Source organism: Thiorhodovibrio winogradskyi (genome assembly GCF_036208045.1).
In the GTDB taxonomy this organism is placed as follows: domain Bacteria; phylum Pseudomonadota; class Gammaproteobacteria; order Chromatiales; family Chromatiaceae; genus Thiorhodovibrio; species Thiorhodovibrio winogradskyi.
The window spans coordinates 264,063-290,496 of sequence record NZ_CP121472.1; the positions used below are offsets into that span (position 1 = coordinate 264,063).

General features: G+C 61.3%; 25 protein-coding genes. 9 read left to right on the top strand and 16 right to left on the bottom strand.

The window, feature by feature from the left end; translation table 11 throughout:
* Positions 1–14: 14 nt before the first annotated feature.
* The gene (locus tag Thiowin_RS01380) at positions 15–1,055 is read left to right on the top strand and encodes an NADP(H)-dependent aldo-keto reductase (protein WP_328985965.1); all 1,041 of its coding nucleotides are present in this window, start codon (positions 15–17) and stop codon (positions 1,053–1,055) included.
* A 77-nt stretch (positions 1,056–1,132) separates the two neighbouring features.
* Here Thiowin_RS01380 and Thiowin_RS01385 read toward each other — a convergent pair whose 3' ends face one another.
* The 3 genes from Thiowin_RS01385 to Thiowin_RS01395 all read right to left on the bottom strand — a co-directional run bounded on the left by Thiowin_RS01385 (position 1,133) and on the right by Thiowin_RS01395 (position 3,290).
* Entirely contained in the window at positions 1,133–2,053 is a 921-nt protein-coding gene (locus Thiowin_RS01385) for a peptidylprolyl isomerase (protein WP_328985966.1), read from the bottom strand.
* 119 nt (positions 2,054–2,172) lie between these two features.
* Entirely contained in the window at positions 2,173–2,475 is a 303-nt protein-coding gene (locus Thiowin_RS01390; RefSeq protein ID WP_328985967.1) for a YciI family protein, read from the bottom strand.
* Between the two features lie 44 nt (positions 2,476–2,519).
* Complete coding sequence (locus tag Thiowin_RS01395) at positions 2,520–3,290, bottom strand: inner membrane-spanning protein YciB (protein ID WP_328985968.1); 771 nt, start codon at positions 3,288–3,290, stop codon at positions 2,520–2,522.
* 221 nt (positions 3,291–3,511) lie between these two features.
* Here Thiowin_RS01395 and Thiowin_RS01400 point away from each other — a divergent pair, with 221 nt between their 5' ends.
* Together Thiowin_RS01400 and Thiowin_RS01405 are read left to right on the top strand one after the other, a co-directional pair.
* On the top strand, positions 3,512–4,411 hold the full coding sequence (locus Thiowin_RS01400) for a PHP domain-containing protein (protein WP_328985969.1): 900 nt from the start codon (positions 3,512–3,514) through the stop codon (positions 4,409–4,411).
* Positions 4,383–5,006 (top strand): L-threonylcarbamoyladenylate synthase, encoded by a 624-nt coding sequence (locus Thiowin_RS01405; protein WP_328985970.1) that lies wholly within the window; start codon positions 4,383–4,385, stop codon positions 5,004–5,006. Before Thiowin_RS01400 ends, Thiowin_RS01405 begins: the two co-directional genes overlap by 29 nt.
* On the opposite strand, the gene Thiowin_RS01410 is transcribed toward Thiowin_RS01405, so the two are convergent.
* Positions 5,003–8,158: a DEAD/DEAH box helicase gene (locus Thiowin_RS01410; RefSeq protein WP_328985971.1), complete on the bottom strand. Its 3,156-nt coding sequence runs from the start codon at positions 8,156–8,158 to the stop codon at positions 5,003–5,005. The two genes, Thiowin_RS01405 and Thiowin_RS01410, sit on opposite strands and share 4 nt — an antisense overlap.
* 250 nt (positions 8,159–8,408) lie before the next feature.
* Positions 8,409–8,768 (bottom strand): DUF5362 domain-containing protein, encoded by a 360-nt coding sequence (locus Thiowin_RS01415; protein ID WP_328985972.1) that lies wholly within the window; start codon positions 8,766–8,768, stop codon positions 8,409–8,411.
* 378 nt (positions 8,769–9,146) lie between these two features.
* Here Thiowin_RS01415 and phnD point away from each other — a divergent pair, with 378 nt between their 5' ends.
* The 5 genes from phnD to Thiowin_RS01440 all read left to right on the top strand — a co-directional run bounded on the left by phnD (position 9,147) and on the right by Thiowin_RS01440 (position 13,350).
* On the top strand, positions 9,147–10,136 hold the full coding sequence (gene phnD / locus Thiowin_RS01420; RefSeq protein ID WP_328985973.1) for a phosphate/phosphite/phosphonate ABC transporter substrate-binding protein: 990 nt from the start codon (positions 9,147–9,149) through the stop codon (positions 10,134–10,136).
* Positions 10,111–11,019: a phosphonate ABC transporter ATP-binding protein gene (gene phnC, locus Thiowin_RS01425; protein WP_328985974.1), complete on the top strand. Its 909-nt coding sequence runs from the start codon at positions 10,111–10,113 to the stop codon at positions 11,017–11,019. Before phnD ends, phnC begins: the two co-directional genes overlap by 26 nt.
* Before the next feature lie 74 nt (positions 11,020–11,093).
* Positions 11,094–11,855 (top strand): phosphonate ABC transporter, permease protein PhnE, encoded by a 762-nt coding sequence (phnE, locus tag Thiowin_RS01430; protein ID WP_328985975.1) that lies wholly within the window; start codon positions 11,094–11,096, stop codon positions 11,853–11,855.
* On the top strand, positions 11,855–12,667 hold the full coding sequence (gene phnE / locus Thiowin_RS01435) for a phosphonate ABC transporter, permease protein PhnE (protein WP_328985976.1): 813 nt from the start codon (positions 11,855–11,857) through the stop codon (positions 12,665–12,667). Before phnE (Thiowin_RS01430) ends, phnE (Thiowin_RS01435) begins: the two co-directional genes overlap by 1 nt.
* 380 nt (positions 12,668–13,047) lie before the next feature.
* Positions 13,048–13,350: a hypothetical protein gene (locus Thiowin_RS01440; protein WP_328985977.1), complete on the top strand. Its 303-nt coding sequence runs from the start codon at positions 13,048–13,050 to the stop codon at positions 13,348–13,350.
* Positions 13,351–13,539: 189 nt separating this feature from the next.
* Here the strand turns inward: Thiowin_RS01440 and Thiowin_RS01445 are convergent, their stop codons facing one another.
* The 11 genes from Thiowin_RS01445 to Thiowin_RS01490 all read right to left on the bottom strand — a co-directional run bounded on the left by Thiowin_RS01445 (position 13,540) and on the right by Thiowin_RS01490 (position 25,572).
* Entirely contained in the window at positions 13,540–14,682 is a 1,143-nt protein-coding gene (locus Thiowin_RS01445; RefSeq protein WP_328985978.1) for a helix-turn-helix domain-containing protein, read from the bottom strand.
* A 272-nt stretch (positions 14,683–14,954) separates the two neighbouring features.
* Positions 14,955–17,567: a hybrid sensor histidine kinase/response regulator gene (locus Thiowin_RS01450; RefSeq protein ID WP_328985979.1), complete on the bottom strand. Its 2,613-nt coding sequence runs from the start codon at positions 17,565–17,567 to the stop codon at positions 14,955–14,957.
* A 99-nt stretch (positions 17,568–17,666) separates the two neighbouring features.
* On the bottom strand, positions 17,667–18,785 hold the full coding sequence (gene hisC, locus Thiowin_RS01455; RefSeq protein WP_328985980.1) for a histidinol-phosphate transaminase: 1,119 nt from the start codon (positions 18,783–18,785) through the stop codon (positions 17,667–17,669).
* Between the two features lie 32 nt (positions 18,786–18,817).
* Positions 18,818–20,122: a histidinol dehydrogenase gene (gene hisD, locus Thiowin_RS01460; RefSeq protein WP_328985981.1), complete on the bottom strand. Its 1,305-nt coding sequence runs from the start codon at positions 20,120–20,122 to the stop codon at positions 18,818–18,820.
* Between the two features lie 111 nt (positions 20,123–20,233).
* On the bottom strand, positions 20,234–20,875 hold the full coding sequence (gene hisG, locus Thiowin_RS01465; protein WP_328985982.1) for an ATP phosphoribosyltransferase: 642 nt from the start codon (positions 20,873–20,875) through the stop codon (positions 20,234–20,236).
* Positions 20,876–20,948: 73 nt separating this feature from the next.
* The gene (gene murA, locus Thiowin_RS01470) at positions 20,949–22,232 is read right to left on the bottom strand and encodes a UDP-N-acetylglucosamine 1-carboxyvinyltransferase (RefSeq protein ID WP_328985983.1); all 1,284 of its coding nucleotides are present in this window, start codon (positions 22,230–22,232) and stop codon (positions 20,949–20,951) included.
* Positions 22,225–22,656 (bottom strand): STAS domain-containing protein, encoded by a 432-nt coding sequence (locus Thiowin_RS25130; RefSeq protein WP_408034145.1) that lies wholly within the window; start codon positions 22,654–22,656, stop codon positions 22,225–22,227. Before Thiowin_RS25130 ends, murA begins: the two co-directional genes overlap by 8 nt.
* Before the next feature lie 73 nt (positions 22,657–22,729).
* A complete protein-coding gene (locus tag Thiowin_RS01475) occupies positions 22,730–23,338 on the bottom strand; it encodes an MlaC/ttg2D family ABC transporter substrate-binding protein (protein WP_328985984.1) in 609 nt (202 codons plus the stop codon).
* Positions 23,339–23,431: 93 nt separating this feature from the next.
* The gene (mlaD, locus tag Thiowin_RS01480; RefSeq protein WP_328985985.1) at positions 23,432–23,902 is read right to left on the bottom strand and encodes an outer membrane lipid asymmetry maintenance protein MlaD; all 471 of its coding nucleotides are present in this window, start codon (positions 23,900–23,902) and stop codon (positions 23,432–23,434) included.
* Between the two features lie 3 nt (positions 23,903–23,905).
* On the bottom strand, positions 23,906–24,706 hold the full coding sequence (gene mlaE, locus Thiowin_RS01485) for a lipid asymmetry maintenance ABC transporter permease subunit MlaE (protein WP_328985986.1): 801 nt from the start codon (positions 24,704–24,706) through the stop codon (positions 23,906–23,908).
* Complete coding sequence (locus Thiowin_RS01490; RefSeq protein WP_328985987.1) at positions 24,703–25,572, bottom strand: ABC transporter ATP-binding protein; 870 nt, start codon at positions 25,570–25,572, stop codon at positions 24,703–24,705. The genes mlaE and Thiowin_RS01490 overlap by 4 nt, the downstream gene beginning before the upstream one ends.
* Before the next feature lie 318 nt (positions 25,573–25,890).
* Here Thiowin_RS01490 and kdsC point away from each other — a divergent pair, with 318 nt between their 5' ends.
* Positions 25,891–26,430, top strand: a complete 540-nt coding sequence (gene kdsC, locus Thiowin_RS01495; RefSeq protein ID WP_328985988.1) for a 3-deoxy-manno-octulosonate-8-phosphatase KdsC — start codon at positions 25,891–25,893, stop codon at positions 26,428–26,430.
* Positions 26,431–26,434 lie beyond the last annotated feature (4 nt).

Here is a 26,434-nt window from a genome sequence, read left to right on the forward strand (position 1 = left end):
AACCAGGAGCACAGATGCGCTATCTGCCACTTGGCCGCACCGACATTCGCGTGAGCGAAATTTGCCTTGGCACCATGACTTTTGGCGAGCAGAACACCGAAGCCGAGGCCTTCGAGCAGCTCGACTATGCGCTTGACCAAGGCGTGAACTTTATCGACACCGCCGAACTCTACCCGGTGCCGCCGCGCGGTGAAACCCAGGGCCTGACAGAAACCTACATCGGCAATTGGCTCGCCAAGCGCAAACTGCGTGACAAGGTGATTCTGGCGAGCAAGGTCGCGGGGGCGGCTGACTGGATTCCTCACATCCGCCACGGCCAGGCACGACTTGACCGCGCCAACATCCAGCAGGCCCTGGATGACAGCCTCAAGCGGCTGCGAACCGACTACCTTGATCTCTATCAGTTGCATTGGCCAGATCGTGAGACCAATTATTTCGGCAAGCTGGGCTACGAGCCACCAGCAGAGGACAAGAGCGTGCCGCTGCTCGAGACGCTCCAAGCCCTGGACGAGTTGGTCAAGGCTGGAAAAATCCGCCATGTTGGCCTATCGAACGAAACGCCCTGGGGCGCCATGACCATGCTCAAGCTGGCCGAGCAGCATGGTTTGCCGCGCATGGTCAGCATCCAGAACCCCTACAGTCTGCTCAACCGCACCTTTGAAATTGGCCTGGCCGAGATTGCCATGCGCGAGGACTGTGGCCTGCTCGCGTACTCGCCGCTCGGCTTTGGCGTGCTCAGTGGCAAGTATCTGAATGGCGCGCGGCCAGCCGGTGCCCGCGTCACGCTGTTCTCGCGCTTTGACCGCTACTCCAACGCCCAGGCGGAAAAAGCCACCGCCGACTATGTTGGAATCGCACGGCGCCATGGACTCGACCCGGCACAGATGGCCCTGGCCTGGGTCAACAGCCGGCCATTCCTGACCGCCAACATTATCGGTGCCACCACCATGGACCAGCTCAAGGCTAACATTGCCTCGGCGGACATCAACTTAAGCGCTGAGATCATCGCGGACATTGAGTCCGTGCATCGGAGTCAGCCGAATCCGAGTCCTTAGGATAGCGTTGCCTGGCTTCCACGCTTAAGCGTGGAAGCTATCTCTTGGGTCAGTTCAGCCGGGGATGCAGGACGCTCCTACTTGGTCGCGGCCTCACCCGGCGCCGTGGCTCCTTCCTTCATCTTGACGACATCTTCGTTCAGCTCAACCTTGGCTTGCTCGCGCAGTGCGTTGAGTTGATCGAGCACCTGTTGGCGTTTTAGCGCAACTTCAAGCTGGGGTTTCACTTCCTCGAAGCTGGGGATCTCGGCCTCGCGGGTTTCCTCGAGCAGAATCACATGCCAGCCAAATTCAGTCTGGACTGGCTCGGTGGTGAAGCTACCGATCTTCATCTCACCGACTGCCTTCGCGAAGGGTTCAACCATCTGACGCGAGTTGAACCAGCCAAGATCACCGCCTTTCTCGGCGGTGGGGCCAAGCGAGTTCTCCTTGGCGAGCTCTTGGAAGTTGTTGCCCTTTTTCTTCTTGAGTTGCTTGATGATGTCCTTGGCCTTGGCCTCATCGTCGAGCAGGATGTGGCGCGCTTTGTATTCGGTCGCCTTCGCCTGCTTGACAAAGTTGTCATAGGCTTGCTTGAGATCTTCCTCGCTTGTCTCGGCCTGATTGCCAAATTTCTGCATGGCGGCCGATGACAAAATGGCCATGCGACGCAGTTCAAGCGCGGCCTGGACTTCGCGTTCGGCCTCGAGATTGTCCTTTTCCGCCTGCTGGGATGCGACGATGAGATTCAAAAACTCATTGAATGCGCGCTCCTGCATCTGCGGCGTGTTTTCATTGCCTTGCAATCGCTCGCTGTAAAAGACACGAAATACGTCAAGCGGATATCCAACGCCGTTCACAGTGGCAATCAGCGTGGAAGGATCCGCCACCGGATTTTGCTCGTTTTCAGCCAGGGCTGGACCCGTGACCAGCAGCATGCTCCCCAGCATCATCACGCCCAGCCCAACGGCGGCGCGGGAGGAGGAGGGTTTGAACAGTCTTTCTTGTGTCTGATTCATAGGGTTGATCCATATTAAAGTGATGAAACTTCGAGCGAAATAGGCTATCGCTGGGTGCAAGCCCGGGCTGAAGGCGTTTTCAAGCCAAGAGGCTTGTGCAAGCAATACGGCAGTGCTTCTCAGGCGGGCAGCACTTTCACAAAGGGTTTGACCTCGACCTGCTGATAAACACCAGCCGAGACATAAGGGTCCTGGTCAGCCCAGGCCTGCGCGGCGGCGAGATCGGCGAACTCGGCCACCACCAGTGAGCCGCTAAACCCTGCCTCGCCTGGATCGGCCGCATCAACCACCGGATGCGGCCCAGCCAGGACCAAACGTCCCTCGGCCTGCAAGGCTTGCAAACGCTCGAGATGGGCCGGGCGCGCGCCGCGACGGGCCGTCAGGCTCTCGGTATGATCCCGAGCAATGATAACGTATAGCAAAACAGCTGAACTCCGAGGATGACGGTTTTGTAACAATCGAGCACTCAGGCAAGATCTCGCGGCTGCCCGGTTCTGGGTGAAGACTCGCGGCTCTGTCTGGCTGCAGCAGTTGCATCAGTGGCATCCGTTGTCGACCTGGCCTCAAGCGGACAACTACCAGGCTCGACCGCCTGCACGTGACGCATTAAGTAAAAAGACTGCGCAATCACAAAGGCCAGCGTCAACCCCATCATACCGAACAGCTTGAAGTTGACCCAAATCGCCTCGCTTGTCCGTGCGCTTTCGCACAGTGTCAGCAGCTCGCCGGTGAAAGAGGTCGCGCAATGAGTAAGATCCATCTCCGGCATGCCACTGGCTGCGATCAGCGCCTGTTGAGCGGCAAAAAAGCCGCTGCCAACGTAGATGACATAAAGATTGGCCAAACCAGATACAAAGAAAAACCCAACCCAGGCCCAGTTGAGCCGCCGCCAGATGGCCCCCGGTGCATGCACCGCCAGCCCCATCATGCGCTCCGTCAGAGGCTTGTGGCCCACCCAGAAGCTGCCGAGAAAGACGCCGGCAAACAGCCAGTTGATGATCGTAGGCTTCCACATGACAAAAATCGGGTCGCGCAGCGCCAGGGTTAAACCGCCAAAGAGCAATAGCAGCCCCAGAGTGATCAGATGCATCTTTTCCACCCGCCCATGGCGCCATCGCGACCAGCCCACCTGCGCGGCCGCGGCCGCGATGGCCACCAGGGTAGCGATATAGATGCCAGAGAGTTTGTAGGCGATGAAGAACAGAATGACCGGGAGAAGATCGGTGAAAAATTTCATAAAAGCTAGTTTCCGGGAGGCTGTGCAAGCTGATCGATGTTGGCGGCGTGCCTACGCCTGCCGAGCGTCCGCAAGCTCCATCGCATGGCGCATTCTATCTTAAGATACATCTGTCATTTCGGACTGAAACCCGATTCTGGTTTGAAGCATGGGGATCTTGAACGCAAGCGCGTGGCGACCAACCGGATCAAAACCCGAGCAAATCGGTTAGACTTGACTCCATGTGCAATTCACCTGATCTTCACACCCATTCCACCGCCTCCGATGGCACCCTGACACCGACCCAACTGGTGCGACGCGCGGCCGCGGCACAGGTTCCCATCCTGGCGCTCACGGATCACGACACACTGGCCGGCATTGCCGAAGCCCAGGGCGCGGCAGCCGACTGCAACCTGCGGCTGGTGCCTGGCGTTGAGATTTCGGTGACCTGGCAGAACCAGACGGTTCATATTCTGGGACTGGGCGTTGACCCCAGGAATCCAACATTGAATGCCGGCCTTGAAGACCTGCGCGGCTTTCGCCACTGGCGTGCCGAGGAGATTGGCCGACGCTTGGACAAAGCCGGCTATGCCGGCGCCTTCGAAGGCGCCAAGGCCCTGTCCAATGGCCGGTTGATCGGACGCACGCATTTCGCGCGCTTTCTGGTCGCTCGCGGTGCCGCGGATGACGTGCGCGGGGTGTTCAAGCATTTTTTGGTCAAAGGCAAACCCGGGCATGTGCGCGGCCAATGGGCAGAACTGGCGGATGCGGTCGGCTGGATTCGCGCCGCTGGTGGTCAGGCGGTGATTGCCCACCCGGCCCGCTATGGTCTGACGCGCTCCAAGCTTTTGCGCCTGATCACTGAGTTCAAGGCCGCTGGCGGCACCGGGATCGAGGTCATCTCCGGCAGCCACAGCCGCGATGAGTATTTTGTCTTTGCCCGCCATGCGCGCGAGCAGGGACTGCTGGCCTCGGCCGGTTCGGACTTTCACGGTCCGGAGCAACCATGGATTGAGCTTGGCCGGCTGCCAAAGCTGCCGGAGGGCTGCACGCCCATCTGGCAGGATTGGCCCATTGCTCAAATCGGCATTCCATACTGGCACCCAAACCACAATGGCGCAGTTCTTCGATCTTCACCCTGATAACCCCCAGCCGCGCCTGGTTGAGCGGGCGGCGGAGATTTTTCGCAACGGGGGCGTGGTCATCTACCCCACGGATACCTGCTATGCGCTTGGCTGTCATATCGGCGACAAGACGGCCATGGAGCGCATTCGTCGCATCCGCCGGCTGGATGACAAGCACAATTTCACCCTGGTATGCCGCGACCTGTCCGACATCGCCACCTATGCGCGCATTGATAATCAGGACTACCGGCTGCTCAAGTCCCTGACGCCCGGCCCCTACACCTTTGTTTACCAGGCCACCAAGCAGGTGCCGCGTCGCCTACTGCACCCCAAGCGCAAGGCCATTGGTATCCGGGTGCCGGACACGCCTATCTGCCGCGCCCTGCTGGGCGCGCTCGATGAGCCCATTCTGAGTACCACGCTCATCCTGCCCGAGGACACTGATCCCCTAACCGACCCCTTCGAGATGCGCGAGACGCTTGGGCATTGTGTGGATTTAATCATCGACGGTGGCTTCTGCGGCACCGAGCCGACCACCGTGGTGGACATGACCGGCGCGACACCCGAGATTCTGCGCGCGGGCATGGGACCAGTCGAGGCGCTTGGCCTCTAGGGAACCTGGGTTCCCGTCGCCTGCCGCACAAAAAGCCGCGTCTCGGCCATCAACTCCGCGAATAGCGCCGGCGGCAGGGCATCACCGCCGTGCGCGAGTGCCAGCGCGCGGGTCAGCAGGGCGCCCTCGGCGGCGGACAGCGCGCCACTCGGCAGCACCTCGGTGTGCAGCCAGATGCCGGCGGTTTGCGCTGTCGGGGCTTCTTCCAGGCCGGCGCGCAAGCTGGCCGCGGCCAGCAGGGATTTCAGCAGCAGCTCCATGGCCGTGGCCATGCGGCCATGGTCGGCCAGCACGGTCGCGGCCTCCAGGTTGTCGCTGGCGCGCTTGACCAGGCGCGCACTGGCGGCCTTGGGTTGAGACTGGGGCGGGGTTTGGTAGAGCGGCTCGCTGTCGGCCACGGGCGAGGCTTCACCAAGACGATTCAGACTCGCCAGGGTGCGCTTGTCGATCAGGGCAATGGGAATCTCGCCGGCCTGCTCGGCGGCCAGGCGGTCATCCTCGGCGCTGACCTGATCGAGCACCAGCAGCAGACCGCCGGACTGGCCCTGGCGCACCCGGGTGCCGAGAATGCGCTCGATGCGAATACCGAAACTCTGTTGCAAGCCGAGCACCGCCTGGCGCACCGCCTCGCTGTGCCGGGCATTCTCGACGGCGCGCTCGCCTGGGGCCGAACTCGTGGGGGCCGACTCCACCGTCTCCGCGGGCGTCTGATCGCCCGGATCGGCCCCGGTCTCTGGCCGCACCCCCTGTCCCGCCTCCGCCGTGGTGGCCAAATCCTCCGCCAGCACCTCGGCCAGGCGCTTGGAGATGCCGACCACTTCCTCGGTCGCATCCGGGTCGACCACATTGTCGAACAGGTGGCGCTTGCCCTGCACCAGCGACAGCACCCGTTCCTCGTAGGAATTGGCCGCCACCAGCAGCAGAATCTGCACCTTCTGCGTTTGCCCCAGGCGATGGATGCGGGCGATGCGTTGATCGAGCACCGCCGGATTCCAGGGGATGTCGAGATTGACCAGCACGGCGGCGTTTTGCAGATTCAGCCCCACCCCGCCGGCATCGGTCGACAGGAACACCTGCACGCCGTCGTCCTCGCGAAAGGCATCCATGAGCGCGCCGCGCTTGGGCGTTGGCACCCCGCCATGCAGGCGCACCGTGCCCAGGCCAAGAGCACGGGCGCGACGCTCGGCCAGCGCGGTCATGCGCTCCCATTGGGAGAAAACCACGGCTTTCAGGCCTGTATTCACACACAGCTCGGTCAGAATGGTGTCCAGCTCATCGAGCTTGGGCGAGCCGACGCTGTGTTCATCCACCAATTCGGCCGCATCGCAGGCCATGCGCGCGCGCTGCAGTGCCGCCATCATGCGATTCTGCTCCGAGGGCGTCAGCGGCCGGCGCTTCATGATGGTGGCCAGGCGCCCGGCGGCGGCCACTGCCTCGTCGTGAATTTCCTGCTGCGCCGGGGTCAGCTCCAGGTCGACGCGCGTTTCGATGCGCTCGGGGAGCTGATCGCGCACCAAGGTGCGGTCGCGGCGCAGCATCACCGATTTGAGCCGCCGGCGCAGCTCGGAGAGATTGCGATAGCCCAGCACCTTGCCGCGCTCGTCGGTGATGTGAAAGTCCACCAGGTAGCGCCACAGCGGGCCGAGTACCCGGGCGTCGATCACTTGCATCAGGCTGTAGAGATCCTCCAGCCGGTTTTCGAGCGGCGTGCCTGTCAACACAAAGGCGTAGCGTGAGCCGATGCGCTTGACCGCCGAGGCGATCTTGGTGCGCCAGTTCTTGATGCGCTGGGCTTCGTCAAGAATCAGCAGATCCGGGCGCAGACGCTCATTGATGACCGAGAGATCGCGCATGACCAGCTCATAGTTGACGACAAAAAACCCCTGCTGGCCGCCATACTGTACTTGCCGCGTGACCACGGGTCCAGTGATGATGCGTGCTCGCGAGCCGGTGAATTTCTCGATCTCCCGCGCCCACTGGAGCTTGAGCGAGGCCGGGCAGACAACCAGCACCCGCTCGACCTGCTCGTGGCGATGCAGCCAGTATGCAGCGGCAATGGCCTGAAGCGTCTTGCCCAAACCCATGTCATCGGCCAGCAGCGCGCGCCCATGCCCGGCGAGAAAGGCCACGCCTTCCACCTGGTAGGGATAGAGCCTGGCGCGCACGCCGGGGAGCTGACCACCACCGGCGCGAATCTGCTCGCCAATCGCCTGGGCGCGCACCGCGCGACTGGCGTCCTCTGCCAGGCGCCTCGCATGGCCGGCGGCATCATCGCCTATGATCAAGTCCGGGCGCTCGCCCAGGCGCGCGGCAAAGCGCGGAAAATCCTCCGCTGGGCGGCCGCGAAAATCACCCGCGGCATCGAAATAGTCATCCAGCAGCGGCTCGAGCGCCGGATCGGGACTGGCACCGCGATGCAGGCGAATGCGCGGCGCGCGCTCCGCCTCCCAGTCGAGATAGACATAACCGACCGGCGGGGATTGGCGTTTGAGCGCGTCAATGCGCGGATGCAGACGATCAATGCGATGCAGCACCGCCTCGATATGCTTGCAGGTACCGAGCTGGTTGGTGGCGAAATCCGGGCAGGTGCAATAGTTGGCGCGATCGTTCAGCGAGCGGATGTGCACCCGATAGCTGACCGGGAAATGGGTGGTCGATTGCACCGAGCGAGCGCTCCAGGTGCCATAAACTGGCACCTCGTCAAGCAACTCCGCCGACAGCGGCACAACCTGCACCTCGGCGCGCCCGCGCGCGATACGCTCCTCGAGCGCGGCCAGCTGGGCATCGCGCACCAGCTGACCATCGGCTGGCTGTTTGGCGTGATCGATCAGCAGGGCTAGCGCATGGACGCACAGCTTGCCTGGCTTGTCACCCGCATCGCCGGTCTCACCCTGGGCCTCACCCCGGGTCTCGCGCGTGGCGTCGCAATCGCAGACCGCGCGCAAGCGTCCCCCGGCATCCAGGGTCAGCTCGACACAGAAGAGCGCGTCGTCGGCCTCATCCTCGACCTCGCCACTGAGCTGATTGCCGTCGCGGACTTGCTCAGTCACCCGGTGGTCGTTGGCATAGCCCACCGCCTGGCGCAGGGTCTCGGACGAAGACAGGGCCGCGAGCTGGTCGTGGTCGAGCAGAAAAGGATCGTTTCGGTCCATCACACAAAGTTCTGAAGCGGTGGAGGATGTAGCGCGGGCCACGCCGCGAGAGCAGGCAGCAGGCGCCAGGGTTGGGCGATGCCCAGAAAATTCCCCTGTCTTGGCCTTGGTCTAGGCCAGGGTCCAGGCCAGGATTCCTTGTTGGGCAGGATCACCTCTCCCGGAGGTGCCTCCGGCGCTTGGCTCGGCATGGAATGCTGTTCCCCGGGCGGCGCCTGCAAGATGACGTCTGCAAGAGACGCTTGCAAGATTATAGGGAGGATTGCTGAAAAGCGACCAAGGAGGGAATCATGATCGCGAGCACGATGCTGACCAAAGCCAGAACCAGCGCCAACAGCAGCAGGATGCCAAGCATCTTGAAATAGGTTGCCAGCCGTTCCAAGGCCCCTTGCAGTGCCACCTCGCTGCCGAGTCGTTCGGCCTCCCCAATGAGCTCACTCGCCTTGTAGAGCAGCAGCCCCATCCAAATCGGAATCCAGGCCACCAAGATGCCGACAATGGACAAGGCTGTCAGCCCTCCCTGAATCATCAACAAGACGCCCGCGAACTTCATCCAGCCGCGCGCATTGGCGAGCGGGCCTACGAGTTTCATGATCATCGCATCTGTCATGTCTGAGCTCCTGATGTGATTGTGATGGAAACGGAAAACCGCCGGCGATTGACAGGCCATCTTACCTTACCCGCGCCACGGGGGTTTCGCTCAGGTGCGCGGCACTGCCCGCACCATGCATAACACTAGCCCCTCCCCAGAGTCTCTGCCGGAATTTCTGCCCGAATTTCTGCTGGAATCACTGCTGGGGAAAACCGGCGGGGAAACTGGCAGGGGTAATCGGCTTGCCCAACGCTTTTCGGAACTGCTCGTCACGGACGCGTCACAATTGGCGGCTAGCATCTTGGAGTTGTCAACCGGGCTCAGCCGGCAACGGGCAGGCATGAGTCACTTTATCAAGATCATCCCGCATTGAGCGTGAGGCGAGGAGTTTTGCCAATGTCACAGCAGCCATGTTTTTCCTTTACCGCAAGATTCCGCGTCCGGCGCGGCCTGCTCGGCGCCCTTCTGGCACTAGGTTGCGCGCTATCCATCGCGCCCGTGCTAGCGCTCGATGCGCGCTACCAGGATGCCGACGGCGATCTGGTGGCGGATGCACCGACGGATCCCGGGGACTGGATCGATCCGGATACCCTGGTTTTTGCCTATACACCGGTGGAAGACCCCGCTGTCTATGCTGATGTATGGAGCGAATTTCTCGCGCACATGGAAGAAACCACCGGCAAGAAGGTGCAGTTTTTCCCGGTACAGTCCAATGCGGCGCAGATCGAGGCCATGCGTGCCGGACGCCTGCATATCTCTGGCTTTAATACCGGCTCCAATCCACTGGCGGTCAATTGCGCCGGCTTCGTGCCTTTCGCCATGATGGCGAGCGCGGATGATAGCTTTGGCTACGAAATGGAGATCATCACCCATCCAGACAGCGGCCTTGAGAAGGTCGAGGACATCAAGGGCGGCAAGCTGGCCTTTACCGCGCCAACCTCCAATTCCGGCTACAAGGCGCCCTCGGCTATTCTGAAAAGCGACTTCGACCTGGTCGCCGAGCGCGATTTCGAACCCCTGTTCTCCGGCAAGCATGACAATTCCATCATGGGCGTGGCCAATGGCGACTATCCAGCCGCATCCGTGGCTAACTCGGTGCTGCGGAGAATGATCGCGCGCGATGTGATCAAGCCCGAGCAGATTGTCAGCCTGTACAAATCCCAGACGTTTCCGACCACCGGCTATGGCTATGTGTATAATCTAAAGCCGGAACTGGCTGATAAAATCAAGCACGCCTTCTTTACCTTCGACTGGGAAGGCTCGCGCCTGCAGGAGGAGTTCAAACAATCCGGTGAGGCCAAGTTCATCCCTATCAGCTACAGCAAACACTGGGATGTGATTCGCAAAATCGACGCCGCCAATGGTGTCTCCTACAGTTGCAACTAACATTAACGCCCGGCTGCGCCTGATCGATCTCGCCAAGCATTATCGCGCGGGTGAGCTGGCGCTGGTCGGGGTCAGCCTGACGATACCCGCCGGTCAGGTGCTGGGGCTGATTGGGCCGTCCGGGTCCGGCAAATCCACGCTGATTCGTTGCATCAACCGTCTGGTGGAGCCAACCGCCGGGCAGGTGCTGTTCAATCCGGGCAGCGGCGCGGACTTGGATCTGACCCGCCTGGGTGCGTCTGGACTGCGTCGGGCGCGGCGGCGCATCGGCATGATTTTTCAGGAATATGCCCTGGTCGAACGGCTCACGGTCATGGAGAACCTGCTATCCGGGCGGCTCGGCTATCTGCCCTTCTGGCGCTCCTGGCTGCGGCGCTTCCCGCCGGCGGACATTGCTCTAGCCTATCGATTGCTCGACCGGGTGGGTTTGCTGGAACATGCGAACAAGCGCGCTGATGCGCTCTCCGGCGGCCAACGCCAGCGCGTCGGCATTGCCCGGGCGCTGGCGCAGCAGCCCGCGTTGCTCCTGGTGGACGAACCCACCGCCAGCCTCGACCCCAAGACCAGTCGCCAGATCATGCGGCTGATTGTCGAGGTCTGCGCGGAGCACCAATTGGCTGCCATTGTGAACATCCATGACGTCGCCCTGGCGCGCCAGTTCATGATGCGTATTATCGGGCTCAATGCTGGGCGGATCGTCTATGATGGCCTGCCCGAGGGACTCACGCCCGAGGTACTCACCACCATCTATGGCGAGGAGGACTGGGAAGTCACGCCAGAGGCTGGAAAGCACAGGGAGTATCCACCAGCGGCAACAGCCGCCGCCGCCTTGAGCCCAGCATTGGCGCCAGCTTCCGCCGCCGAGATCACAAGGGCCTTGTGATGGGTCGGGAACCCTCGCCAAGCATCCAAGCGCTGGCTCCGGACGTCGTCCCAACCCAGTGGCGCCGACCGCCAATGATCGCCGATCCGCGCTTGCGCTGGGCGTTATTACTCGGCGGTCTGTTGTATTTGGTGTTGGGCATCCTCAGCCTGGAGGTCAACTGGTCACGCGCCGCCGAGGGCTGGGAGCGCGGCCTGCGCTTTTTTGGCGGCTTTTTGCAACTCGATGTCGGGCGTCGCTGGGGCGCGATTCAGCAGGGGCTGCTCGAATCCCTGACCATGACGGTCACCGCCACGGCCACTGGAATTCTTCTATCGCTGCCGGTTGGGCTGGGAGCGGCGCGCAATCTGTCTCCAGCGCCGCTGTATCTGCTGTGCCGGGCGCTGATCGCGGTGTCGCGCTCCCTGCAGGAGATCATCGTGGCGATTCTGTTCGTCGCCATGGTCGGCTTTGGCCCGCTGGCGGGTTTTTTGACCCTGAGTTTCGCCACCATCGGCTTTCTCGCCAAACTGCTGGCCGAGGACATCGAAGACATCAACGAGGCCCAGGCCGAGGCCGTGCGTGCCACTGGCGCCTCCTGGTGGCAGGTGCTCAACTATGGCATTCAGCCGCAGGTGATGCCGCGCCTGATCGGCCTGTCGTTGTACCGACTCGATATCAACTTCCGTGAATCAGCCGTCATTGGTATCGTCGGTGCCGGTGGTGTGGGCGCGACACTCAACACCGCGCTTGATCGCTACGAATACGGCACGGCCGCGGTCATTTTGTTGCTGATCATCGCCATCGTGTTGGTGACCGAATACAGCTCGAGTTGGGTGCGGCGGTGGGTGCGGTGATGAAGTTTGAATCGACCGAATATGCGCTCTGGCGTCGCCGCACGCCCGCGGCCGAGCTGTTGCGCTGGCTGGCCTGGCTGCTGGCGGTGCTGCTGTTTGTGCTGTGCTGGGAGGCGATGACGGCCAACCAGATTTGGGCTTTTGTCTGGGATGCGCCGCGTCAGGCTGGCGATCTGTTCTCGCGCATGGTGCCGCCGCGCTGGTCTTACCTCGATCAGCTCTGGCGCCCACTGTGGGACACCATCAATATCGCCACCTTGGGCACCGGGCTTGGGCTCATCATCGCCGCCCCGGTGGGCTTTCTCGCTGCCCGCAATACCAGCCCGAACGCCCTGTTGATCCGCCCGCTGGCGCTCTTGATGATTGTCACCTCGCGTTCGGTCAATTCATTGATCTGGGCGCTGCTGTTGGTCACCATCCTTGGTCCCGGCCTGCTGGCCGGTGTCATCGCCATCGCCCTGCGCTCCATTGGCTTTATCGGCAAACTGCTCTACGAGGCCATTGAGGAGATTGATCTCAAGCCTGTCGAGGCCGTGCGCGCCACCGGCGCCAGCCCACTGCAAGTGCTTGACTACGGAATAGTACCGCAGATTCTGCCAGCCTTTGCCGGCATTGCTTTGTTCCGCTGGGATATCAACATCCGCGAATCCACCGTGCTCGGCTTGGTCGGCGCCGGCGGCATCGGACTGCAGCTCAAGGCCTCGGTCGATACCCTTGCCTGGCCGCGGGTCACACTAATTTTCTTGTTGATTCTGGCCACTGTGCTGATCAGCGAGTGGATCAGCGCGGCGGTGCGCCAGCGGTTGATCTGAACCGATCATGTGTTTGGCAAGGCCGACAGGCGCCAAGCTGTGACCCAGCCGCCATCAATCTAATCAGGTCCCGTTAAGACGATATGCCAAAGCTGCGATTCAGGCTCACCCATCCGCTAGTATCAATAGCACGGCCGAAGTCAAAAATACTGCCACAAAGAATGCGGATTTGTGACAAGGCTCCCAGCCAGTGAGCCAGCGCCTGACTATGCTTGATTTACCGGGCCGCCCAAATTGACGGTCTTGTTCAAACTCACGGCACACCGCCCGGAAACTCGAATCATCTGCAAACTCCGACCTGTGGCTGGGGCCGCTTTGGCGATGAGCGCCTCCAAGGAGTCAGCAGACTGTTGTTTCTTGACTCTTGGGAGTACTGGACGATGCGCACCTGGTTCATCAAACAAGATCACCCCAACGGAGGTGTTCTGAGCTTTATTGGAAACCCCGCGTTCGAGGCCGATTGGATGCTGTGCGCGGACCCGCCCACCGAGGACACCCAGCCGCTAAATTCTCACGTCAACGAGGAAAGCTGCTGGTTCCGCACCGACGAGGACGATGACCACCTGATTGTGCAACTCTTCAACCTCAGGTGGCAGAATACGCCGCCAAGACCCGAATACGCACGGAAGCTGTTGGCGAAAGCGGTCAACGAAATCAACGAAAACATTGGCGAGCGTTTTTAAAACCTAGGCGCCATAAGCATTCTCAACCCCGACGGCAGAGGCCGCTGAAGCGCAGCGCCTGTGCCGTTTTTTGCGGCACGGCAGACTGCGGCAAATCAAATTGTGTTTGGATGTTGGCCGGCTGGGCTTCACCATTGGCATGTCGCCAGTGGGGCGCGGACCGCATGCATGGAGGCGCTTGGAGATTGCCTAGGACACGGACAGGCTGATGTGAGCCTGATAAGTTCGCGATGGCTTGCTCCCCGCGGCACTTGAGCAAATCAAGGGCGCCGCTGACAGTCTCTGGACCTGGCGAGCAAGCGTTTGCGATGGCAGCTCGCCAAACAACTCCTTGTACTCGCGCGAGAACCGGCTCGGATGGCGAAAACCGTGAGTCAGTGCCATTTCCGCGACCCGAACCGATCCGGGCTCGGCCGCGGCCAGGTTGCGCCGCACCTGATGTAATCGGTAAACCCTGACGAAACGCAGCGGACTCAGACCAAAGCGCTCTTCGAAGGCATACTCAAGTGTTCTTTGCTTGGCTCCCGTCACCCGGCAGAGATCCCCCACGCTTGGAATTGGCACGCTGGCGTCAGTCAAATAGGCCAGCGCCTGACCGATGACGGCAGAACGCGACACCCCGCCTCGAGGCGGAGGCAGCTTGCGACTTGGTGGTCGACACAGCTCAACCAGGCGCCGTGGCAATTGGTGCTCGAGAAGCTCGGTCAGCCGCTCCGCTTTCTCCGCATTGGGTCGCGCTTTGCGGATAATTCCGCGCTTGTCCGGCCCCTTGGCATCGCAGCGGCGCTCCCGTGGCCCCGCGGATGCAAGGATTTGATCGAGCCAGTCGGAAAAAGCGGAAAAAGTCTCGGGCTCCACGGCCAAACCATTCCGTCGGTTGGCCGTTTCCATCAGTGCCTTGATCCCCGGATCCTGTTCTGCGTCCTGTCCCAGCTGGCGCTGGAGGAAGTCAAGGTCGATTAGCAAGATAAAATGCGCAGAATCGGCGTCGACAATGGCATCAAGTGCTCCGGGTGCACTCAAGCGAATGACGGAGGGTTGAGGATCGTGCCCGTCGTAACGGGTGCGCTCTCCTAGTTGCAGGGGAACCACGACAACCAGCATGCCCGGTGGTGAGATGCCGCGCAGGCGCGTTGGAGCCGAAAAATGCTCTCGGTAGAGCACCACGGACTTGGTTGCCACATAATGTTTTCGATTGTAGAACCCCTTTGTTCCCAGGGGCTCCGAAAGCACTTCCCAAGGCCTAGAGGTCGCCTCGAAAATAATCGGGTCGTCGGTTTCGATGTAGCCGCAGGCCAGGCCGCGACTACCGTCAAAGATGTCGCCTTTCATCTGCATGCTCCTCGTCCTGCTGGTTCAACTCCCAAGGGGGACAAGCTAAGGCCTATGGTGTTGCTCATAGTATGTCAGCCATGGTAAGGGTAGTAGGAGACGATGGGCAGATGAAAACACATTATTTTCATCATTGCGCGGTTTGGTTGCGTTTTTGCGGTCGCACTCACAAAACAGCCAACTTGGCAAGGGTGCCGATTCGCGCCCCGCTGGCGGCAGGGCTGCTCTCCAGACAGGAACCGCCGATCAACTTTGAGCCGCTGATATTGAGTTTAATCCGCGGGCGAGACGGGATGACCGGCCTGGCGTTTCCCGATGGCGTCGCTCACATCGGCATAAGTCTGCCTGAGCTCGGCGACCAATGCGGGCAGTGGGTCAGCGCGAGCATCCAGCAGCTCTGGGGCTGCGTTCAGAGCCTGTTCCAGACGCGCTGCCACCTCAGCCATGGCGGTCGCCCGGGTGTTGGCCGCTACCCCCTTTAGCCGATGTGCCTGTGCGCGCGCCGCCTGCCAGTCGTGGGTGGCAATGGCGGTGATGATCTGCTCGATCAGTCGCTGCGCGGACTCCACAAAGAGCATTAATAGCTCGCGCACTTCCTCGGGCGCTAGAACTGCGTCGAACTCACTGAGGTCAAGGCATGCAGGAACACCCGCTGGTTCCTCAAGGGTCGCTTGCGCGAGCTGCGCTGGCCGCGCACCTGGCTGGTTAGCAACAAGCGAGCCGCCAGACGGGTTGGCCATGGCGGACGCAGGTGCGAGCCAACGCGCCAGCACAGCCGAGAGTGCATTGAGGGTAATGGGCTTGGCGAGCAGGTCGTTCATGCCCGCGGCGCGAATGCGCTCCTGCTCGGACTCGGTCACTCCGGCTGTCAACGCGACGACCGGCAGCTCCGCCCAGGCGGGGTTGGCGCGAATGTGCGCAGTGGCGGTCAGCCCATCCATGCGCGGCATCTGCACATCCATGAGCACCAGATCGAAGGCTGCTGCCGCCAGGTGTTCCAGGCCCTGCTCACCATCCTCCGCCATCGTCACCTCAGCGCCGAAGATGCGCAGCATATCGGCCACAACACGCTGATTGATGGGGTGATCTTCCACCACTAACACCCGGGCTGCGCCAAGATCAAGCACTTCTTGCAGCCCTGCAGTCTCCGTCACGGCCGGCAGTTGCGCGATATCAAACCAGAGCGCGAAAGAAAAACGACTCCCATGGCCTGGGCTGCTGTCAACCCGCAAATTCCCGCCCATGCGCTCGACCAGATAGCGGCTGATACTGAGTCCCAGCCCGGTGCCCCCGAAACGCCGCGCGATGGAGTCCTCACCTTGGGCAAAGGGCTCGAACAACCGTGCCTGGGTGGCTTTATCCATGCCCATGCCGGTATCCCTGACAGTAAAGCATAGCTGGGCGCGCGATTTCGCGGCCGCGAGTTGCTTGACGCTGAGGCCAATCTCTCCACTCTCGGTGAATTTGACCGCGTTGTTCATCAGGTTGGCAAGCACCTGGCGCAGTCGGTGGGCATCGCCGAGCAGCCATTGCGGCACTTGTGGGTCGATATCCACGCGTTGACGCAAACCCTTGGACTTGGCCAGGGGCGCGAAAAGCGTGCTCGCGGCAGCCATCAAATCGCCCAAATCAAAGGGCGCGGCAATGAGCTTCAGCTGTCCGGCTTCGATCTTGGAGTGATCAAGAATATCATCGAGAATGGCCAGCAGATGATGGCCGGACTCATGCATCTGCTCGAGATACTCCCGCGTCCCATCGTCGAGCGGGCCGCGTAGGGCCAGCTCGGACAGGCCGATGATGCCATTCATGGGCGTGCGGATTTCGTGACTCATGTGCGCGAGAAAGCGCATTTTCGCCTGCGCGGCGGCCTCGGCGGCAACCTGAGCGCGCTTAAGTTCGGTTACGTCGTAAAAGGTTACCAGAAAGCGCGTCTGAGTGTTTCCATCGCCAACATCCAGTGCCACGGTTCCGGCCATGAACAACCGCGAGAGCCTGTCCTTGCAGTGCACGCGGATTTCGACCGTCGCGCTGGTATCGCCGGTCTCTGCCGCGCGCTGCGCGTGTCGTCCCCAAATGTTCTGAATCCATTGTCGATAGTCGGGATCGGGGTAGGCCAGCAGCCACCATTGCTCCAGGGTCGGCATCTCTTTGAGTGTGTAGCCGATCGTCCGTTCAAAAGCAGGATTGATACTCAGAACGCGGCCCTGGGTATCGATAATCAGCTGCGGCACGGGCGAGGCCTGAATGATCGCCTCGACCGTCTCGAGCAGCCGTTGCAGACGGTCGCGTTCGCGCTCGAGCGCACGGCCATTCTCGATGCGCTGCTCCTGCATACGAAACACCAAGCCAAGCACCAGGCTGAAAATAGGCAGCACCACCAGAAAGGGCAGCGCGATCCGACCCAGCACTTGCGCCCGCACGGCGCCCGGCAGCACCACGACCCAGGTCAGCGCCAGCAGATGCACCCCAAGGCCAAAGGGTGCCAGAGTGACCCAATTGATTGGCCACCGCAGGCGCTGGCACAGGTAGCGAAAACCGACACCCAACGCGGCCGCGGTGAGCAGGGTGCCAATGCCCATGTAGACCCCAGGTCCGCCTAGCCAGAGGCGATAAATGCCGGCGATGAGTGCCGCGACTGCGGCGCTGATGGGGCCACCAAAGAGCCCGGCCATGCTGAGCACGACCGAGCGACCGTCAAAGATGACGCCAGGCATCAGCGTCATGGGGTAGAGCATGCCGGCCAGTGCCACTAGGCCAAAGAGGGCGCCATCAAGCACCTGGGTCGCCAGGCGCTGACGCGGCAAGTGCGCGACCACCAGGTTGTGCACCAGCGCGAGTGCGAGCAGCAGTGTTGCGTTGTGGATTAAATCGCCGAGCGGAGCCATGGCGGAAGCATGTCCATCATTTCTGAACACTTGAATCGCTTATCGCAGGCCAGCCCCACTGCGACTTACCTTGGCTGGAAGAAGGAGGAGGGGCTTGAATTAAACGGCTTTCGCCAGCGCCTCTAGAAATGCCTGATTTTCATCCGCTGTCCCCACGGTCACACGCAGACAATCACGCAGTCGCGGATGGGCACCGTCGAGATTCTTGATCAGTACGCCTTGCGCCTTGAGACCCATGAACACCGGCCCGGCCGTTCCGTCCGGCAGACGCAGCAGAATAAAATTGGCCTCGCTCGGATAGACTTGCATGCCGTCCATCGCCGCCAGGGCCTTAGCCAGACGCTCGCGCTCCGCGCGGATCAGCCGGGTTTGGGCATCAAACACCTCGGCATGGCGTAATGCAAAGACCGCGCTGGCCTGGGTCAGCACATTAATGTTGTAGGGCAAGCGGGTTTTGTCAATCTCTTCAATCCATTCCGGGGGACCAGCCAGATAGCCAAGCCGCAGCCCGGCCAGGCCCATTTTTGACACCGTGCGCAGCACCAGCAAATTGGGCCAGTCACCCAAGCGCGACAGAAAGCTGTGATCGGTGAAGGGCGCATAGGCCTCATCGACCACCACCAGTCCAGGGCTCGCCTCGATGATGCGCGCGATGCTGTCAGCCGCGAACAGATTGCCAGTGGGGTTGTTGGGGTAGGCAAGAAAGGTCAGAGCTGGCTGGTGTTCTTCGATGGCGGCCAGTGTCGCATCCAGGTCTAGCGCGAAATCCTCCGCCCGCAAGGGCACGCCGAGATAGTCGAGCCCGGCGACGGTCGCGATCATCCGATACATGACAAAGCCGGGCTCGACCGACAACAGGGTTCGCCCGGGGCCGCCGAGCGCCAGTGCCAGCATCTGTATGAGTTCGTCCGAGCCATTGCCAAGCACCAAGCCCATGCCGGCGGGTATCCCCATGGTGGCGCGCAGGGTGGTCCGCAACAGGCTCGCCTGGGGATCGGGGTAGCGATTCAGCGCCTGCTCGCGCAGCGCGGACAGCCAGGGCTCGCGCAGCTCCTCCGGCAAGGAATAGGGGTTTTCCATGGCATCGAGCTTGATCAGGCCGGTGGCGTCCGGCACATGGTAGGCGCTCAGCGCGCGGATGGCTGGCCGCACCAGGGTGTCAAGCGCCGCCGCACCGGCTGCATGGGCCGGGTTGCCAGTGATGATCTTGTCATTCATCGCCAGATCGCTCCTTAGGCCAGGTGTTCCGCTCAACCAGGGTCGCCACGCAACTCAGCCGAGCGCGCGTGCGCCGTCAGCCCCTCGCCGCGTGCCAGCTTGCTCGCGGTGGCGGCCAGATTGGCGGCCCCAGCGGGCGAGGCCATGATGAGGCTGGAGCGTTTTTGAAAGTCATAGACGCCGAGCGGCGAGGAGAAGCGCGCGGTGCGCGAGGTCGGCAACACATGATTGGGCCCGGCGCAATAATCACCCAAGGCTTCGGCCGTATGGCGCCCCATGAAAATGGCCCCGGCGTGGCGAATTTTTGCAGCCAAGGCCTGGGGATCAGCCACCGAGAGCTCGAGATGCTCGGGTGCGATGCGGTTGGCCACCCTGGTGGCGTCGTCTTGGTCGCGCGCCAGGATGAGAGCGCCGCGCGAGGTCAGAGAGGTTGCTATCGTGTCCGCGCGCTCCATGCCTGGCAATAGCCGCTCGATGCTGGCTAGCACCCGTTCGAGATAGGCCGCGTCCCAGCTGACCAGAATGGATTGAGCGTCTTCATCATGCTCGGCCTGGGAGAAGAGATCCATGGCGATCCAGTCTGGATCGGTCTGGCCATCACACAGAATCAGAATCTCCGAAGGGCCGGCAACCATGTCGATGCCAACTTGCCCAAAGACCGCGCGCTTGGCGGTGGCGACATAGATATTGCCGGGCCCGACCACCTTGTCGACCGCCGGAACTGTCTCGGTGCCATAGGCCAAGGCCGCGATCGCCTGCGCGCCGCCCAGGGCAAAGACCCGATCAACCCCGGCAATGGCGGCTGCCGCCAGTACCAGCTCGTTGAGTTCCCCGCGCGGCGTGGGTACGACCATAATGAGTTCCGCCACGCCAGCAACCTTGGCCGGCACGGCGTTCATCAGGACCGAGGACGGATAGGCCGCCTTGCCGCCCGGCACATAAAGACCGACCCGGTCGAGCGGGGTAATCTTCTGCCCCAGCAGGGTGCCATCGGCCTCGATGTACTCCCAGCTTTGCAAGCGCTGACGCTCGGCGTAGGCGCGGATGCGCGCGGCGGCCAGATCAAGGGCTTCGCGTTGGGCAGCGGGTATTGCCCTAAGTGCTTGGCGCAGTCGTTCCAGCGGCAACTCCAGCGCGGCGGCACTGGTCGGTTGCCAGCCATCGAAGCGGCTGGTGTAGTCACACAATGCCGCATCGCCGCGCTGACGTACCTGCTCGATGATCTCGGCCACTCGCTGCCGCACGGCCGAATCAGAGACTGAATCCCAGGCCAACAGGGCGTCAAGCTGGGTGTTGAAGTCTGGATCTGTTGTGGACAAGCGCTGGATCTTTGGCATGATTTCTGTGCTAGCTGATCATTCAGGCGGTGTTTTATGCTGCTGGCCGGGACGCCAAGCCTGTCCTCGAGAATCAAGCGCTGTCGATGGACCGGGGCGCGGCAATTCGCTTCAGGCCCCAGAGTCAACAGCAGCGCGAATGTCGGTAATGAGCTGCATTACACGCTCGTGTTTCATCTTCCAGGAGGCCTTATTGACGATCAGGCGCGAGCTGATGTCACAGATGTGCTCCAGAGGCACCAAACCGTTGGCTTTCAGGGTATTGCCACTTTCAACCAAGTCGACAATGAGGTCAGACAAGCCAACCAAGGGCGCGAGCTCCATGGAGCCGTAGAGCTTGATGATTTCGACCTGCTTGCCCTGGGTGGCGAAATGGCGCTCGGCGCAGCGGACATATTTAGTGGCGATGCGCAGCCGTCCAGGGCGCTGGCGCACCGCCTCCGGCTTGCCGGCCACCATCATGCGACAGCGTGCGATGCGCAGGTCGAGCGGTTCGTACAGGCCATCACCGCCATGCTCAAGCAGCACGTCCTTGCCAGCGATACCAACATCGGCCGCACCATATTGCACATAGGTGGGTACATCGCTGGCACGGATGATGACCAGCTTGACCTCTGGACTGTTGGTGTCAAGGATGAGCTTACGGCTGCGTTCTGGGTCGTCACGCGGCTCCACGCCAGCGGCAGCGAGCAGCGGCAGGGATTGCTCGAAGATGCGCCCTTTGGAAAGCGCGATGGTCAGTTGTTGGTTCACCCTGGCTGACTCCTGGATGCTGGGCGGCTGTTGTGCATGTTTCGCTGTTGTCAGTTTTCGTTGTTGACCTGTCTCAGGGAACAGCGGTTGTCTCTGGCTTGGCGGAAACCCTTCGCACCACCGCCCCCAGTGAGGATAACTTCTCTTCGATATTATCGTAGCCGCGATCAATGTGATAAATCCGATCAATCAGGGTGTCGCCCTCCGCCACCAGCGCGGCCAGCACCAGACTGGCCGATGCGCGCAGATCGGTCGCCATGACCGGCGCGGCCGTCAGACGCGCCACTCCGCGACAGATGGCCAGATTTCCCTCGAGGCGGATATCCGCGCCCATGCGTTGCATCTCGAGGACATGCATGAAGCGATTTTCAAACACGGTTTCTGTCAGGGTTCCCGTGCCCTCGGCGATGCTGTTCAATGCGCAGAACTGTGCCTGCATGTCGGTCGGGAAGGCCGGGTAGGGGGCGGTGTAGACATCGACGGCACGCAATTTTCGCCCACGCATGTCGAGTTCGATCCAATCCTCGCCGATCTCGAGATGGGCGCCGGCTTCGCGCAATTTAGCCAGCACGGCATCAAGCAGGTCGGCGCGCGTTGCCCGCACTCGGACATGGCCGCCGGTGATGGCGCCAGCCACCAGATAGGTGCCGGTTTCTATTCGATCCGGTAACACCGAGTAGTGGGTTCCGCTGAGATGCCCGACACCCTCAATGACGAGAGTACTGGTTCCAGCACCGCTGATGCGCGCACCCATGCGATTGAGAAAACAGGCCAGATCCAGCACCTCTGGCTCACGTGCCGCATTCTCGAGCACTGTTCGTCCTTTGGCCAGCGCCGCGGCCATCATTAAATTCTCGGTGCCCGTGACCGTCACCTGGTCCATGATGAAATGCGCGCCGCGCAGTCGCCTGGCGCGCGCGCGCACATAGCCGTTGCGAACCTCAATCTCCGCGCCCATGGCGCGCAATCCGTCGATATGCAGATTTACCGGGCGAGAACCGATTGCACAGCCGCCCGGGAGGGACACCTCCGCCTCGCCAAAACGCGCCAGCAGCGGCCCTAGCACCAGGATAGACGCACGCATGGTCTTCACCAGATCATAGGGCGCGGCAAAGACATTCACCTCACTGGCATCTGCGTGGATGCGCATGCGATCATCCACGGTCAGGCGCACGCCCATGCGTCCGAGCAATTCCATGGTAGTTGTGATGTCACGCAGATGCGGCACATTCGACAGCTCGCAGGGCGTCTCGGCAAGAAGCGTGGCCGCCAGAATGGGCAGGGCGGCATTCTTGGCGCCAGCGATTCTGACCTCTCCCTCCAAGACTGGCCCGCCAGTAATGAGTAACTTATCCATCGTTTTCAACCAGTGGTCTGACATCCGCGGGTGGAGCGCTTGCCCGGAATCTTGCCCGCGCATCCTCGGTTGATTCGGAAAGCCCGAATAGTTCGGCGAGATTTGAAAAGCGCGCGATGCGCAACATGGATTCGGGCCAATGACGAATTCGTAAGCGGCTCCCCACAGCTTGCGCGCGAGCTGTCCAGTCAAGCATGAGTGCGACAGCAGCGCTATTGGCTCGAGTCACACCGGACAGGTCAAGTTCAAGAGTCTCTCTCTGAGAATGTTGTCTCTGAAGCTGCTTTATTTGGAATTGCGCCCGGCGACCTTGGCCAGGAAACAAACGCGAGGACTCCCGAGCAAGCGTTGCAACGGATTTTAGATTCAGTTCGCCCTCGATGCGAAAGCGTCCCTCGTCAATTTCTATTAGCCGCGCGACCATGGCATCCTAACTTGATGAACTGAAAACGGTGAGGGCATGAAATTGATTCCTAGGGTGAGCGCGACCATTAGCATCAGGTGGTCGATAGGCTTTTGGCACGCAACTCCCGAATCAGGCCATCGATGCCATCGCGCCCGATGATGGAGCGGAACTGGCCGCGATAGTTTGAAATCAGGCTGACATTTTCAATCACCACGTCGTAGACCTTCCAGCTCCCCCTCTTGTTGTGCAGACGGTAGTCAACCGGAATGGCCGAGCTGCCGGGAGCGCGAACCTGGGTGGGAACAATGACAGTCCCATCACGGGTGCCCGGCTTGGCGGTCTGATAGACGATCTCCTGGCCGGAATACTTGAGCAGGGCCGTCGCATAGGTGCGAACCAGCACCTCGCGGAAGGCGTCGGTCAGGGCCTTGTGCTGCGCTGGCGTGGCCTGGCGCCAATCGCGCCCGACGGTTGACTGGGTAATCAGCTCAAAATCAAAATGCGGGGCCACAATGCGGCCAACCAACTCGTAAATGATCTCGGGCTGACGATCCACTTCCGCGCGTCTCGCCTCCAGCGTCGAGAGCATCTTCTCTGCAGTATTGCGCACCAGATCCGTTGGAGATTCCTCCGCCAGTGACGTTCCAATCGCCGCCAGCATCAAAAGGACGCCAAGCGCGAAAAACTTTAACTGTTGCATGCCAAGTCTCCGTAAAGCTAAGTCACCACCCAAGTCTTTGACGCGCGTCTTTCGCTGATTACAGCGACCCGCGTTCATTTCTTAAATAGCGTCTTAATCGACACCCTCTTCCGCCTTGCTCAGCAGAAAGCGCCCGATCATCTGCTCAAGAACCAGGGCCGACTGGGTATGTTCGATCTGATCGCCATCGGCTAGTACCTCCATGCTGCCGCCTGGATCGAGCCCGATGTATTTTTCTCCCAGTAAACCGGCGGTGAAAATATTGGCGAAAGTGTCCGTGGGGATTGAATTGAACTGTTCATCGATCAGCATGGTTACCACCGCCTGAAAGCGCTGCTGATCGTAGGCGATGGACTCAACCCGCCCGACACGCACACCAGACATACTCACGGGTGAGCGCACCTTCAGGCTGCCGACATTGTCGAAATTGGCACGAATGCGGTAGCCATCGCCAGCGGCAAGATTGCTCAGATTGCTCACGTGCATCGCCAGGAAGAAGAGCGCCACCAAGCCCGCGACCATGAAGGCGCCGACTGCGATCTCAAGCGTGCGCATTTTGACCATCCTCTAGTCTCCAAACATCAGGGCCGTCAAAACAAAGTCCAACGCCAGCACCGCCAGCGCGGCATTGACCACGGTGCGAGTCGTTGAGCGGCTAATTCCGGTTGCCGTGGGCACGGCATCATAGCCCTCGAAGAGCGCGATCCATGTCACGACAAAGCCGAATACCAGGCTCTTGATGACGCCATTTAGCACATCCCCGTGAAAGTCGATCTTTGCCTGCATCTGACTCCAGAAGGCGCCGGAATCCACGCCCAGCAGGCCAACGCCGACAAAGTAGCCTCCCAGCACCCCGACCGCGCTAAAGAGGGCGGCGAGCAGGGGCATGGACAGAAAACCGCCGAGCAGACGCGGGCTCAGCACCCGCTTCACCGGATCGACGGCCATCATCTCAAGCCCCGAGAGCTGCTCGGTGGTCTTCATTAGACCGATCTCGGCGGTCAAGGCCGAGCCCGCGCGCCCCGCGACCAGCAGGGCCGTGACCACGGGACCGAGCTCGCGCACCAGAGAGGCCGCCACCATGACCCCCAGGCTTTCCGCCGCGCCGAACTGCGAGAGCACATAGTAGCCCTGCAGCCCGAGCACCATGCCAACAAATAGCCCGGAGACCACCACAATGAGAACAGACAGCACGCCAGTGGCATAAAGCTGCAGCAGCAGCAGGCGCGGGCGTGGCAAGAGGGACGGCAGCCCGGCAAGCATGCCAAGCAACAACACATGCGCCCGCCCAAAGCGCGCGACCCGGTCCAGAACGACCCGTCCCAGCGAGGCCAGCGCGTTAAATGGTGCATTGAGCGGCCCGCTCATGATCGCCGGGGGGGCTCGAGAAAAGCGTCCGCCAGATCGGATGCGGGATAGTGAAAATGCACTGGCCCATCTGGCAGGCCGTCGACGAACTGCCGTACCCAGGGAGAAGACTCCCGCGCGATCTCATCCGGCGTGCCCTGGCAGACCAGGCGCCCACCGGCCACCAGGTAAGCCCGATCAGCAATGCCGAGTGTCTCGCGCACATCGTGAGACACCACCAGGCTGGTCATGGCGCTGGCATCATTGAGCTGGCGGATTAGGCTGACAAGCACCCCCATGGAAATGGGGTCTTGGCCAGTAAAAGGCTCGTCATACAGGATGATCATAGGGTCAAGAGCGACTGCCCGCGCCAAAGCGACCCGGCGCGCCATGCCTCCGGACAGGGCATTCGGCATGAGATGCGCCCCGCCGCGCAGCCCGACAGCCTCGAGCTTCATCAGGACCAGGCGCCGCAGCACCGACTCTGGCAGCCGATAATGCTCGCGCAAGGGATAGGCGACGTTTTCAAATACATTCAGGTCCGTCAGGAGCGCACCGCTCTGAAACAGCATGCCCATGCGGATGCGCAACTCAAACAGCTCGTTGCGACTTAGCTGGCCAATGTCCTGACCGTCAACCTCAATGGTGCCGGCATCCGGCCGGAGCAGCCCGCTAATCAGCTTTAGCAGTGTCGTCTTGCCGGCACCGCTAGGACCCATGATGGCAGTCACCTTGCCGCGTTCAATATCGAGGTTGAGTTGGTCGAAAATGACCTGCTCGCCGCGACGAAAACTCAGCCCGCGCACCCGCACCAGTGCCCACGGCTCAGGGCTCGCGGACTTGGGAACCGAGCAAGACTGAACAGCGGAAACGACAGCGTCCGTCATGTCGCGTACATGGAGGCCAATGGAGCAATCAGGTTGGGCGCCTCGCGGCAGGTCTTGAGGAAGTCTAACTGCAGAAAGTCTAAAAGCCACCATTGTCTGGGCTTGGCGCAAGCACGTCAAGCAAACGCATCTCGCACAGCATCACCGTACGCGCAATACGACAGAGGTGAAAACGAGCGAAGATTAAAAGACCGCGGCAAGCCCAGCCATGAGCCAAAATGCCTCAAGCGCGCCCAAGCTCAGGCTGACGTCCTGGCTCTCAGTGGCTATGATTAAGGTCTAAGATGCTTAAAGATTCGTACCCAGGAGAGCCAGCCGATGCAAGACGCAATTGAACGGGCCAAGTCTGTCCGCGTCGTCATTTTTGACGTTGACGGAGTATTGACCGACGGCAGCTTGTTCATTGGCGACGATGGCCAGGAGTACAAGGCCTTTCATTCTCGCGACGGCCACGGAATGGTTATGTTACAGGAGACTGGCGTCAGCCTGGCCGTGATTACCGGCCGTCAATCGCAGGTGGTGCGGCTGCGCATGGAGAGCCTGGGCATCCGCCATGTTTATCAGGGACGGCGCGACAAACTCCCTGCTTATAACGAACTCAAGGAACGCTTGCAGCTCAGTGACCGTGATTTTGCCTATGTCGGCGATGACGTCATCGACTTGCCAATTCTATCGCGGGTCGGGCTCGGCGTGGCGGTGGCGGACGCCCACCCGATGGTCAAGGCGCATTGCCATTGGCAAACGACAAATGGGGGCGGGCGCGGCGCCGCGCGTGAGGTCTGCGAGTTCATCATGCGCGCCCAGGAGACATTCGAGCCCATGCTCGCGCGTTATCTCCCTCCGTTCGAGGCGCTTTAGGCGC